This window comes from Candidatus Baltobacteraceae bacterium (assembly GCA_036489885.1).
Lineage (GTDB): Bacteria > Vulcanimicrobiota > Vulcanimicrobiia > Vulcanimicrobiales > Vulcanimicrobiaceae > JAFAMS01.
The window spans coordinates 748,035-760,849 of record DASXEW010000003.1 but is presented as its reverse complement, the minus strand read 5'-3'; the positions used below and the strand labels follow the sequence as shown (position 1 = coordinate 760,849).

12 protein-coding genes are annotated in these 12,815 nt (G+C 60.4%); 10 read left to right on the top strand and 2 right to left on the bottom strand.

From position 1 onward, the window contains the following. Positions 1 to 42 precede the first annotated feature (42 nt). Positions 43 to 1,068, top strand: coding sequence for a type 2 isopentenyl-diphosphate Delta-isomerase (gene fni / locus VGG22_09610; protein ID HEY1728617.1), 1,026 nt, complete (start codon positions 43 to 45; stop codon positions 1,066 to 1,068). On the opposite strand, the gene nirD is transcribed toward fni, so the two are convergent. Further along, entirely contained in the window at positions 1,046 to 1,366 is a 321-nt protein-coding gene (nirD, locus tag VGG22_09605; GenBank protein HEY1728616.1) for a nitrite reductase small subunit NirD, read from the bottom strand. The genes fni and nirD overlap by 23 nt on opposite strands. 49 nt (positions 1,367 to 1,415) lie before the next feature. Between nirD and VGG22_09600 the strand changes: the two genes are divergently transcribed. The 5 genes from VGG22_09600 (at position 1,416) to VGG22_09580 (ending at position 7,461) form a co-directional block, all read left to right on the top strand. Continuing rightward, complete coding sequence (locus VGG22_09600) at positions 1,416 to 1,709, top strand: hypothetical protein (GenBank protein ID HEY1728615.1); 294 nt, start codon at positions 1,416 to 1,418, stop codon at positions 1,707 to 1,709. A 55-nt stretch (positions 1,710 to 1,764) separates the two neighbouring features. Continuing rightward, positions 1,765 to 4,389, top strand: coding sequence for a zinc-dependent metalloprotease (locus tag VGG22_09595; protein ID HEY1728614.1), 2,625 nt, complete (start codon positions 1,765 to 1,767; stop codon positions 4,387 to 4,389). A 115-nt stretch (positions 4,390 to 4,504) separates the two neighbouring features. Then, positions 4,505 to 4,774, top strand: coding sequence for a 30S ribosomal protein S15 (gene rpsO, locus VGG22_09590; protein ID HEY1728613.1), 270 nt, complete (start codon positions 4,505 to 4,507; stop codon positions 4,772 to 4,774). 84 nt (positions 4,775 to 4,858) lie between these two features. Beyond that, complete coding sequence (gene pnp, locus VGG22_09585) at positions 4,859 to 7,105, top strand: polyribonucleotide nucleotidyltransferase (GenBank protein ID HEY1728612.1); 2,247 nt, start codon at positions 4,859 to 4,861, stop codon at positions 7,103 to 7,105. A 38-nt stretch (positions 7,106 to 7,143) separates the two neighbouring features. Continuing rightward, positions 7,144 to 7,461 (top strand): hypothetical protein, encoded by a 318-nt coding sequence (locus tag VGG22_09580; protein HEY1728611.1) that lies wholly within the window; start codon positions 7,144 to 7,146, stop codon positions 7,459 to 7,461. On the opposite strand, the gene VGG22_09575 is transcribed toward VGG22_09580, so the two are convergent. Next, a complete protein-coding gene (locus VGG22_09575; GenBank protein HEY1728610.1) occupies positions 7,436 to 7,897 on the bottom strand; it encodes a GNAT family N-acetyltransferase in 462 nt (153 codons plus the stop codon). The genes VGG22_09580 and VGG22_09575 overlap by 26 nt on opposite strands. Before the next feature lie 39 nt (positions 7,898 to 7,936). Here VGG22_09575 and VGG22_09570 point away from each other — a divergent pair, with 39 nt between their 5' ends. From VGG22_09570 to VGG22_09555, 4 genes are read left to right on the top strand one after another with little or no spacing between them, the layout of a single operon-like run. Further along, the gene (locus tag VGG22_09570; protein ID HEY1728609.1) at positions 7,937 to 9,457 is read left to right on the top strand and encodes a menaquinone biosynthesis decarboxylase; all 1,521 of its coding nucleotides are present in this window, start codon (positions 7,937 to 7,939) and stop codon (positions 9,455 to 9,457) included. A 4-nt stretch (positions 9,458 to 9,461) separates the two neighbouring features. After that, positions 9,462 to 10,319 carry a 4-hydroxybenzoate octaprenyltransferase gene (locus VGG22_09565; protein ID HEY1728608.1) on the top strand — a complete coding sequence of 286 codons (858 nt, stop codon included), beginning with the start codon at positions 9,462 to 9,464 and terminating at the stop codon, positions 10,317 to 10,319. Next, positions 10,316 to 11,473: a branched-chain amino acid ABC transporter substrate-binding protein gene (locus tag VGG22_09560; GenBank protein HEY1728607.1), complete on the top strand. Its 1,158-nt coding sequence runs from the start codon at positions 10,316 to 10,318 to the stop codon at positions 11,471 to 11,473. Before VGG22_09565 ends, VGG22_09560 begins: the two co-directional genes overlap by 4 nt. Beyond that, the gene (locus VGG22_09555; protein ID HEY1728606.1) at positions 11,470 to 12,777 is read left to right on the top strand and encodes an RDD family protein; all 1,308 of its coding nucleotides are present in this window, start codon (positions 11,470 to 11,472) and stop codon (positions 12,775 to 12,777) included. Before VGG22_09560 ends, VGG22_09555 begins: the two co-directional genes overlap by 4 nt. The last annotated feature ends 38 nt before the right edge of the window (positions 12,778 to 12,815 follow it).

The following is a 12,815-nucleotide window of genomic DNA, read 5'->3' as shown; positions in this document are numbered from 1 at the left end:
AGCGTGGGGGGCGCGCAGCCTGGGGCGGAGCGCCTTTTAAAAATGAGTACTGAGCAGCGTAAGACCCGGCACCTCGACATCTGCCTCAACGACGATGTCGCCTCGACCCTCGAGGCAGGCTTTAGCGCGGTGCGTTTGCGGCATGAGGCTTTACCCGAAATCGCGCTCGAAGACGTCGTGCTGCAAACGACGTTTCTCGGAGCGACGCTGCACGCGCCGCTGATGATTTCGTCGATGACCGGCGGCACCGAGCGCGCGTCGACAATCAACCGCAATCTTGCAATCGCCGCACAGACCGCAGGGATCGCACTCGGACTCGGCAGTATTCGCGCCGCAATCGAGAATCCGGAGCTGTTCGCGACGTACGCTGTGCGCGAGGTCGCGCCGAAGGTCGTGCTGTTCGCAAACCTCGGCGCCGTGCAGCTCAACTACGGGGTCGGGATCGAGGACGCGCGCCGCGCGGTCAAAGCCATCGGAGCAAACGGTCTCTACCTTCATTTAAACCCGCTGCAAGAATCGCTCCAGCCGCGCGGCGACACCAATTTTCGCGGTCTGCTTCCGAAGATCGCCGCACTGGTTCGTGCACTCGACGTCCCGGTGATTGCGAAGAGCGTCGGCTCCGGGATCGCGCCGAGCACGGCGCAGCGCTTGTTCGATGCGGGCATTGCCGCAGTCGACGTCGCCGGCGCGGGCGGTACGTCCTGGGCGCGCGTCGAGGGGAAACGCTCGGACGATCCGCTGCGTGCGAAGTTGGCCGAGCAGTTCGCCGATTGGGGTTTTGCAACGGCGCGCGCGACGCGCGCCATGCGGGTTGCGTTTCCGAACGCGACGATTGTTGCAAGCGGCGGTATTCGCTCGGGCGTCGACGTTGCGAAAGCGCTCGCGCTCGGCGCCGACCTGGCCGGCATCGCGCTTCCGTTTCTCGAGCCCGCGACGCGATCTGCGGACGCGGTCGGCGAAGCGCTCACCGAGATAATCGAAGGATTGCGCATCGCGATGTTCGCGAGCGGCTCGCGAACGATTGCGAACTTGCGCGGAGCTTTGCTTACTCCCGAGGCTTCGGGTTGATTGCGACCATGCTGCCTTCGATGCGGACGTCGTACGTCGCGACCCCTTCCATTTCGAGGATCGCCATGCGCCCCGTCTCCAGCGAGAAGCACCAGGCGTGCCACGGACACGTGACCGTTTTCTCGTGTATCCAGCCTTCCGCGAGCGGCCCACCTTGATGGGGACAGTTACCCTCGAGCGCATACCAATCGTCGTCGACGTGAAAGACGGCGATCTGATTTTCTCCGACGGTGAAGTTTTTGGCAGTCCCTTTGGGTATGTCGTCGACGGAAGCGACCGTTACGTACTCGTCGATCACAACGAACTATTTCGACGCACGGCTGACCCGCCCTACGAAAGGAAATACCATGCTTCGTGACTATCGCGATTGGCTCGAGTCCGAGCTCAAACTTCTGGGAAACGCGAGCCACCATGCGTACTCGTTCGGGCAAGCCAACATGGCGAAACGCGCCTTGGAACGTCTCGATGACGAGCTCAGCAAGAACATCTTCGTCCCGGTCGAGCGGCCGGACGCGATGGCCGTGTTGACCGCACTCGAAATGCTGGCGCAGCAGAACACCACGCTCGACCCATCGATCGCGACGTTGCGCGATCGTATACGAACTGCACTGACTGACCAAGCTCCGCCAATGAAGGCGTAGAGGCACTGTCGATTTAACCTCGTCCGCCGCGGCTTTTTCGGAAAGGCGGGCGCTTATGATTCGGTTACTCGCGCGCATTGGCACGGTCCTCACGTTCATAGGCTTTCTTACGGCTCACGTGGGCGCGCAAACGCCGCCGGCCGGCGGACCGACCGGATCGCCGCCGCCTCTCCCCGCCTATTCGTCGTGGACGAAAGATGCCGAGAAACAAGACGGCCTGTTCACGGTCTGGCGCAAAGACGCCAAGATCTATCTCGAGATAAAAATCGATCAGCTCGACAAAGATTATCTGGAAACTGCCGTTCCGGCCAACGGACTCGGCGGTTACGGAATTCAGTCAGGCCAGATGTTCATGCAAGAAGCGCGCTTGGTGCGCTTCGTTCGTGAAGGACGCACGGTCGCGATCGTGTGGCCGCAAACGCGCTTCAGCGCGCTGCCGAACACGCCGCTTGCCGACGCAGTCCGTCTTTCGACCGCAGACTCCGTCCTCGGGATGGCGCCCGTCGTCAGCGAGAATGGAAAAGAAAGCATCGTCGTCGACATGAGCGCGTTGCTCGGCGACGTCTTGGACATGACGGGCGCAATGCGTAAAGCACTAGCCGATCCGAAGGATCCGCTAACGCAATATCATCTCGATCCAGCGCGCACGTATTTTGGAAAATCGAAAGCCTTTCCGCAAAACGTCGTGATCGAAGCCGACGAGACGTTCTCCTCGCCCAAGCCTCCCGAGAAGATGAACACCGTCACTGACCCGCGCAGCCTGCAGATGCGCATCACGTACAATTTCATCACGTTGCCCGAGAATGACGGCTACGTTCCGCGGTTTGCCGACGACCGCATCGGTTATTTCGAAGACACGCACATTAGTTTCAACAACATGAGTGCGGCCGACGACTTCGTGCACTACATCATCCGCTGGAACGTGCAGCCGTCAGATCCGACGCAGCGGGTCTCGCCCGCGAAGAACCCGATCGTCTTTACGCTCAGCAACACAATCCCGCTCGAGTACCGCGAACCGATCCGCAGCGCCGTTCTGGCGTGGAACAAAGCCTTCGAACGAGTCGGCGTTTCGAACGTCGTGCAGGTTCAAGACCAGCCGGCCGATCCCGCATGGGATCCCGACGACGTGCGTTATAACGTAATTCGTTGGCTGACGGAAGCCAATAGCGGCGGCTTCGCCGAGGCGCAGCTCGTCTGGGATCCCCGGACCGGTGAAGTATTCCGCGGCGGCGTTTTGATCGACAGCGATCTCGTTCACTTCGGCAGCCGCGCACTCGAGGTGTACGCACCGCAAGGCACGGCGCTCGATGAGACGCCGAATCCGCGCGGATTCGCGGCTCACAACGACGGCGCGCAGATGGCGGAGCAGTTCGCATACGGCGCGTACGCGCAAGCGGTAATGACCGGCGAAGACCCGCAAGCGATCGCGCGCCGCGAGGTCGGGCCCTTCCTTCATTCCATCGTGCTTCACGAAGTCGGGCACGATTGGGGGCTGATGCACAATTTCATCGGCCACGATGCGTACACTCTCGCCGATCTACGCAGCAAGAAATTCACGCAGGCCTGGGGTCTGTCGACCTCCGTGATGGATTACATCCCGTTCAATCTCGCGCCGCGCGGCGCGCCGAACGGAGATCTTTTCCAACCGGTGCTTGGTCCGTACGATTATCACGCAATCGAATACGGTTACGCACGCTTTCCCGGCGCAACGACGCCTGATGCCGAGTTGCCGGCGCTGCACCGTATCGCATCGGCTTGGAGCGATCCGCGCTACATGTTTGCCTCCGACGAAGACGTCGAGTGGAACGGTCACGCGATAGATCCGCGCGTTGCGCAATTCTTGCTGACGGGCGATCAGCTTGGCTGGTGCGACCAACAGCTTTCGATCGAGCACGCCGTGCTGAGTCGGCTCGATAGCGAATTTCCACGGCCGCAGCACAGCTGGGACGAAGAGCGCGCAGCCTTCGGAACCGTGCTCTCACAGTATTCGCGCTGCAGCCTTGCTGCGTCGCACTTCATCGGCGGCGAATATCTCTCACGCGCACGCGTCGGCGATCCGCACTCAGCGTTGCCGCTGACGGCCGTCTCACGCAATGATGAACGTCACGCGTTCGGGATTCTCGATCGCTACATGTTCGAGGATTCGGCCTGGCACTTCTCGCCGACGACGCTTCGCCGGCTCGTGTATAGCGAGCACGAACCGTTCCTCGATTTCGGCTATACGGAACTTCCACGCTTCGACGTTTCGGTTGCAACCGTCGCCGCGCGTTTCCAAGACATCGCGCTCGGATACATGTTCTCGCCCATCGTGCTGCAACGCATCGCCGATCTTCCCAGCAAAGGTGCCGGAACGATGACGATGGCCGATCTCTTCACGTGGAATCAGAACGCGATCTTCGGCGACTTGCATAACGGTGCAATCGCGCACGCGTCGAGCGTGCGCCGCAATCTGCAACGCCGATACACTGCGTTGCTTGCGAAGCTGGCGTCGGTTCCGACCAAAGGAACGCCATACGACGCGCAGGCACTAGCCCGCTACGAGCTCGGCGACTTGGAGGCACGCATCGACGTCGCGCTGCACAAGACGTCCGACGTTCAGACGCACGCTCACCTCGAGGCGATGCGTGCCGACGCCGCGCGTGCCTTGCGTGCCCGCGAGGTTTACGAGCAAGCAGGCTAGGCGAGGGGAGTACTTGGCTGGCGGCGGCCCGGCGTGCTATGATGCCGCGGTCGCCGGCCCGGCTGCCCATTCGGTGGGCTGGAGCCGAGCGAGCCTATCCTGAGTCAGGAGCATCATGCCGCTCACCAAAGAGCAGAAGACCGAGCTTTCGGTCAAGTTCGGCCGTAAATCCGGAGACACCGGTTCGGCCGACGTACAAATTGCGGTCCTCACCGCGTCGATCAACGCGCTGACTGAGCACCTCAAGGTGCACAAGAAGGACCATCACAGCCGCCGCGGGTTGCTCATGCAAGTCGGGCAGCGTCGACGCTTGCTCAACTATCTGCAGCGCATCGACTTAGAGCGTTATCGCAAACTGATCGGCGACCTCGGTCTGCGCCGCTAAGGCCGGACCAGGGCGTCCTATTGCGATCCCCGAAGGCGCTCGCGAAATAATAATAGGTAGAAGAAAAGAAATTTAGGAGTACACGTGCCAGAATCGATCTCACTCGAGATCGGCGGCCGTACGCTGGTCATCGAGACCGGCGAACTTGCCAAGCAAGCGAACGGTTCCGCTCTCGTCCGTTACGGCGACCAGAATGTTGTTCTGTGTGCCGTAACCGCCTCCGCAAACCCGCGGACAGGCGTCGACTTTTTCCCACTCACCTGCGATTTTGAAGAGAAGATGTACGCGGCCGGAAAGATTCCGGGCGGATACATCAAGCGCGAAGGCCGTCCCACCGAACACGGGACGCTGAGCTCGCGTCAAATCGACCGGCCGCTCCGGCCGCTGTTTCCCGAGGGATTCCGCAACGACGTGCAAGTCATTGCGACGGTTCTCTCGATCGATCCGGAGCTTGATGCCGACGTGCTCGCAGTTTGTGCTGCAGGCGCGGCACTCGCCTTTTCGGACATTCCGTTCGAAAAGACTGTGGCTTCGGTTCGCGTCGGACGCGACGAAGACGGCAATCTCGTTTGCAACCCAACGCTTCCGCAATACGAAACCGGCGGCATGGATATCGTCGTCGCAGGCACGGCTGACGCCGTGATGATGGTCGAAGGCGGCATGAACGAGTTGAGCGAGGATGATTTTCTCGCAGCGGTTTCGTTCGCGCACGACAATATCAAGCTGATCGTCAAAGCGATCGACCAGCTCGCGAAGCGCGTCGGCAAACCGAAGCGGGAGTACCCGGTTCATAAACCGGACGCGGAGCTCAAAAAGTTCGTCGAGAAAACATTCTCGAAAGACGTCGCCAAAGCGATGCGGATCATGGAGAAGCAAGCGCGCAACGATGCCTTCGCCGAGATCACGCGCGACGCTGCGATCGCGAAGTGCAAAGACGAATCGCTACGCAAGATGCTCGAAGATTCCGGCAATAAGGATTTCGACAAGATCCTCAAGGGCATGGAAGAGGACGAGCTTCGCACGATGGTCGTCGACGAAGGTCTGCGTCCCGATGGCCGCAAGCCCGACGAGATTCGCCCGATCTGGAGCAAGGTACACTACGTGCCGCGCGTCCATGGCAGTGCCGTGTTCCAGCGTGGACAGACGCAGGTCTTTTCCGCGGCGACACTCGGCTCGATCAGTGACGAGCAGCGTTTGGATTGGATCATCGCTGTCCCCAACAAACGCTACATGCACTTCTACAACTTCCCGCCGTACTCGGTGGGCGAGACGCGCCCAATGCGCGGCCCCGGCCGTCGCGAGATCGGACACGGCCACCTCGCTGAACGCGCGCTCGTTCCGGTATTGCCGGACGTGAACGACTTTCCGTACACGATGCGCGTCATGAGCGAAACCCTCGAATCAAACGGCTCGTCGTCGATGGCGTCAGTGTGCGGGAGCACGCTCTCGCTGATGGACGCCGGCGTTCCGATCAAGAAGCACGTCGCAGGCGTCGCGATGGGACTCATCCTCAAGGGCAAAAAGCATCGCGTCATCACCGACATTCAGGGCATCGAAGACGCGCTCGGCGAGATGGATTTCAAAGTCGCCGGCACGGTTGACGGCATCACCGCGATCCAGATGGATATCAAGGTCACGGGGATCACGATCGACATCATGCGCGAAGCGATGACGGAAGCGAAGAAATCTCGCTTGTTCATCATCGAGAAGCTCAAGGAAACGATCGCCGAACCGCGTGCCGAACTTTCGACCTACGCGCCGCGCATGCTCGTGCTGCAGATCAATCCCGAAAAGATCAAAGACGTCATCGGACCAGGCGGCAAGATCATCAACAAGATCATCGCCGACACCGGTGTCAAGATCGACATCGAAAACGATGGCCGCGTGTTCATCGCATCGCCGGACGGCGAAGGCGCGAACAGAGCCAAAGAGATGGTCGAAGCACTCACCAAAGAAGTGCAGGTCGGCGAAACGTACCTCGGTACGGTTACGCGACTCATGAACTTCGGCGCATTCGTCGCATTCTTGCCGGGCAAAGAAGGCCTCGTTCACATCAGCCAGCTCGCGCCGCAACGCGTCGAGAAGGTTGAGGACGTCGTCAAGATCGGCGATCAGATCATGGTCAAAGTGATGGAAGTTGATTCGCAAGGCCGCGTCAATCTGTCACGCAAGGCCGTACTGAACGGCGATGCCGGAATTCCCGACGACTACCAGCCGCGTGGGCCACGGCCCGGCGGTGACGGTGGCGGACGTCGCAACGGCGGCGGCGGTGGTGGTGGCGATCGCCTCGGTGCGCCCGCAGGGCGTACGCGCCGGCGTCGTCCCGACTAACGCCCGACCGTCCCGTATTCGATCATGTGGACCTCCGCGTGCGCAGCATCGCGGAGGTCACATCATTTTATGACGTCCTGATGCCGGCCGAGTGCATTATCCTATTCGAAGAGCCCGCGCATCGCGCGACCGAAACCGTGCTCGCATTCTATGCCGCGACGTACGATGAAGTCGACGCCGTTGCAAAGGCGATGAAAGCCGCGGATCTCAGCGTCGAAGAAGGCCCGCAGCGTTATCCCGAATATTCGGAACGTATTACGCGGCGTTCTTCCGCGATCCGAGCGGCAACCGTCTCGAAATCGTCTGCCGCCGACCCACCGTGTCATCCGCCTAAGTCTTGCCCTCGTACGTCATGACGCGATCTGAAACGAAACCCATCCGCTCGTAGAGAGAGCGTGCCATCTCGCTTGTGCGCAGAGCGATGCGTGAATGATTGTTTGCCGCGCACCAATCGAGCAAGGTCTGCATGAGCGCCCGGCCGATGCCGAGTCCGCGGTACGGCGGATCGACGTAAAGATGCTGGACGTACGCCTCTCTGCCGGCAAGATCGAACTCGCGCGGGCTTGTCTCGCGAATGCGGCAGCTGACGGAACCGACGACCTTTCCATCGCTTTGGGCAACCCACGAGCAAAGCGTCCCGCGCTGCGTGTTTTCGCGAAGCCAGCGGCGCGTCGCTTCAGCGAGCTGCGCGCTCACCTTCGTACCGCCGGACTCTTCCGCCATCATGATGCGGCGTCGCGCGATCAGATCGACGTCTTCGGGACCGGCTTCGCGTATGGAAAACGTGGGCATCTACCGGGGTTTGTGCGGGGTCCGTCCAAGCATCCTGCGATGCCCTTCGACTCATTGGATGCATTCGTTTCGGAATTGGAGCACCGCGGCGAGCTCGTCGAAATCTCTGCCGAAGTCGATCCGTATCTCGAAGTCTCCGAGATCACGAATCGCGTCGTCAAAGCCGGCGGGCCGGCCCTGTTGTTCACGAACGTTCGCGGTTCCGACGTCCGTGTTCTGACGAATCAGTTCGGTACAGAACGCCGCATGGCAATGGCATTCGACGCACAGAACCTGGATGAGGTCGCTTCGCGCTTGCGGCGCTTGCTCGATCTCTCAGTTCCGGAATCACTAGCCTCGCGCATCGCGAAGCTGGCGTCGTTTGCACCGCTCATGAACGCCGTACCGAAAACGGTCAGCGCTGGCTCGTGCCAAGACGTCGTGATCGAAGAACCCGATTTACGGCAGCTTCCGGTGCTGACCACGTGGCCGCTCGACGCCGGACCGTTTATCACGCTCGGGCTCGTCATCACGAGCGATCCGCAAACGCACGTTCAGAACACCGGCGTGTACCGCATGCAGATCTTCGATTCGAAGACTGCGGGCATGCACTGGCAGCGTCACAAGCACGGACGCGCGCAAGCCAAGAAATGGGGCGATCGTGTTCCCGTCGCCGTTGCAATCGGAACCGATCCCGCCGTGACGTATGCAGCGACTGCGCCGCTACCGCCGATCGTCGACGAGCTTGCGTTCGCGGGAGTTCTGCGCGGTAAGCCGGTGAAGGTCACGCACGCGAAGACCATCGACCTCAAAGTACCGGCCGACGCCGAATTCATTTTAGAAGGCTACGTCGACAACACCGATCTGCGTACGGAAGGTCCGTTCGGCGACCACACCGGCGTCTACAGTCTCGCCGATCTCTACCCGACGTTCCACTGCACGGCCATCACGCATCGCCGCAAACCAATCTGGGCAGCGACTGTCGTCGGCAAGCCGCCGATGGAAGATGCATGGCTCGGTAAAGCAACGGAGCGCATCTTCTTGCCGCTCTTGCAGATGGTCGTGCCCGAAATCGTCGACTACAATCTTCCTGTCGAGGGCGGATTTCACAATCTGTGCATCGTCTCGATTCGCAAGTCGTATCCCGGTCATGCGTTCAAAGTGATGAACGCACTCTGGGGACTCGGCCATATGATGATGTTGACGCGCACGCTGCTCGTCGTCGACGCCGACATCGACGTGCATGACATCCGTGCGGTGGCGTGGTTCGCGCTCAACAACGTCGATCCGAAGCGCGACTTGGTTGTCATACCAGGTCCGGTCGACGATCTCGATCATAGCGGCTCATATCTCGCTGCGCTCGGTCATAAGATCGGCATCGATGCGACGCGCAAAGGCGCCGACGAAGGTTACGAGCGTGAATGGCCGCCCGACATGGTGATGGACGAAGCGACGCGCGGCTTGGTTAGCTCGCGCTGGAAGGAGTACGGGTTGGACGGCGTTCTAGAGCGCAAGAGTGTCTCGAATGCGTGGTCCGGCCAGGGTCCGGGCGCACTGGGACGCTTATTGGATCGTCCGTAACCGCATGCATTATCTCCGACTCTTTCTGCGCGACATTCGCATCGAGCACACGCTCTTCGGTTTGCCATTTGCGTACGTCGGCGCGGTAATGGGCTCGCGCGGACTGCCGACATTTGCGCAAATGTTCTGGATCACGGTGGCCGTCGTCGGGGCGCGCACCGCAGCAATGGCCGCTAACCGTTACTTCGATCGTAAGATCGACGCAAAAAACCCACGCACCCAAAATCGGCCAACGGCGAGCGGCGCGCTATCGCCGTCGGTGATGGCGATAGCGATCGTGGCGGGCTTGCTGGTGACGCTCGTTGCCGCATGGCAGTTGAATCCGCTGTGCGTTGCGCTGTTACCGCTTGCGGCGCTCGCGCTCATCGTTTATCCGCTCTGCAAGCGTTTCACGTGGGCTTCGCACTTCTTGCTCGGGGCCGTCGACGGCTTTGCACCGCTCGGCGCATTCATCGCCGTTACGGGAACGATCACGTTTCCTGCGCTGCTGCTGTTCCTGGCGGTGACCATTTGGGTGGCCGGTTTCGACATTCTCTACGCGCTGATGGACTATGACGTCGACGTCGCCCAGAATCTGCGCTCGGTTCCGGTGCGCTTCGGGGAACGCGCAAGCCGCACGCTACCGATCGTGCTACACGTGCTGATGGTGCTGAGCCTTTGGTCGGCCGGCATTCTGGCCGGTGCGACGTCGATCTACTTCGTCGGCGTCATGCTGGCTGTGCTGCTCGTCGTATATGAGAGCAGACTGATCGCACTTGCTTCGAACATCTTTGCACTCAACGAACGCGTCTTCGTGACGAACATGGCATTCTCAGTGGGATTCTTAGCGACAACCGTCGCCGCATACGTAGCAAAACGATGACGAACCGCCGTGCATTTCTCGGCGGCGCGGCATCCGTCGCAGCCGCAGCAGCCGCATCCCCTGTATCAGCTCAGCTGGCGCCGCTTGCGAGTGTGGCCGTGCTGGGCCCCGAAAGCGGACCTCAGGCTCAGCTCGGCAAGGACCTCGTCAATGGGGTGCGCGGCTGCTTCGATGACGTCAACGGTTTGCGCGCGGCAGTTTCAACGCGTTTCTGGTCCGAGCGGCCGTTCGACGACCAGAACACGCTCGCGAATGCGCTGCTCGTCTCGCGCTTTGCGATCGAGGATCAAACGCAATCCGGTGCGATCGGGCATCTCAGCGGCAAGATAACCAGCCAGGTGTTGCGATATTATGCCGACGCCAACATGCCGCTGGTCGTCCCGGCTGCGACAACCGATTCGATTACGGCCCAAGGTTATCGTAACGTCTTTCGACTGACAACCAAAGACTCGGTCGAAGGCACGCTGCACGCGAAATTCATCGCGAAAGAAAAGCGCGGCAAGAAAGTCGCAGTCGTGTACTTGGACGGCGACTACGGACCGGACGTGGCCGGAACGTTCATCAAGCAAACCAGTGGCGATGGTTTCAATCCGATCGACGTCAAGCTCTCGAACGATAGACCCGATATTGAGGGCGCAGCAACGACGATCGTGCAATCGCAAGCCGACCTCGTTTTCTTTGCCGGCTTGGCGCCGGTGCTCGGGCGCTTGATTCCCGCATTGCGAAGCGCCGGTTGGAACGGACAGTTCGACGGCTCGGCCGCGTTTTTCGACTCCGGCCTCTGGCCCTCGTACGGGAAACAAATCGAAGGTCTGATCGTATCAACGTCGATGCCACCGTTACAGATCGTCCCTGCGGCACTGGCCATCAAATCTCAGTACGAGGGCACCTACGGTCCGATGTCGCCGATTGCGGCATTTGCGTATTCAGCCGCGCAGATTTTCGTCACGGCCATCCAACGCTTCAGCTCGACGTCGCGCGTGATGATCGCGCGCGCAATCGCGCAACCGATTCCGCTTCAAACGTTGGTCGGCACATTCACGTTCGATGCGTTCGGAGACCCGATGGATCCGAACGTCTATTTTTACCGTCTCGAGGGCGGAAATTGGCACTACGTGCGGGCCGCCCATCCGTCGAGCTACATCGTTCGATGAAAGACCCGCTGCTCAGCGGCTCCGAATCGCTGCGCGATTCCGGCGAACGCCGGGGACTGATCGTGTGCATCTTCATGCTACCGGTCTCGCTTCTGATCATTGGGGCGTTGCTTTCGGAAGCGATCACTGCATCGCGGCTACTCTTAATTGGGATCGGTGCGCTCTTATACGTTTCGATCTCACGCGGACGCCTGCTCGGCGACAGTATTCACGTTCACGCCGGTCAACTGCCGCACGTCGCGAGCTTGGTCGCGGAGTGCGCGCGAATCTTGGACGTAACGAATCCCCAAGTCTTCATACGCGACGACGTGAACGTTCCGATAGCCGCCGTCGGCGTTGCAGAGCCGTATGCCCTTGTGATCTCGAGTCACTGGCTGCAGCATCTCAAGGATGACGAGCTCAAGTATCTTATCGCACGGGAGCTCGCACACATCCGGGCCGGTCACACGCGCATCTCATCGGTTCTCTCGGTTAACGGCCGCGAGAACACTCCGGTTTCGGTTGTCTTTGGCGCCTATCTGCGCCGTACCGAATACACGGCCGATCGCGTCGCGCTATGCGCATGCGGTTCGATCGAGAGCGCGATCATGGCAATCGCGATCGCGAGCTTTCATCATCTCGGACGCGAAGTCGATCTTACCGTGGTTGCCGATCAGCTGCGCGAGCTGCGCTTGGAGCCGACCCTTCGCGCCGGCGAATGGCTGGGCTCATCGCCATATGCCGCCCGGCGCATCGCGGGCCTGATTCAGTTTGCATCGACACCGCTGGCTCGAACCTGGCTCGAGCGATTTCGATCTGCAGCAGTGCCATTGCCGAGACCAAGTGTCGAAACGGCCTCGCGCCGGATGTTCGCCGGCTGGTGGCGACGCGTGGGTGCGTGGCTCATCGACTTTTCGGTCGTCACAATGGTCCTTTCGCAATTCTCGCAACTCACACAGGTCACGGAGAACGGTAAGCATCTCGGAATCGAAGAAGCTTTCAAATTCATGCCCAAACTGATGGCCGGGCTTCTCTTTTCGCAGAGCCTCTTCTATCTTTGGATTTACGCGATCGTACTCGTCGCCGTCGTGGGACGGACGATTGGAATGATGATCATGGACCTCCGCGTCGTTCGGACCGATCTCGAACGCCCTACGATCTGGAATACGATTGCACGCTATTTTCTGGCTGCGATGAGCCTGGTTTTCATCTTTCCGATCTTCATCTGGGGTTTGCGACGAGTCCAACCTTACGACCGTCTTTCCGGCACGCGCCTCGTGAGCGCGAGCGCCCGGCTCGAAACGCAACCTGCTTTGACTCAGTAGCGTTTTGTGGTCCGCAAACGCGACTGAACGAAAGGAGC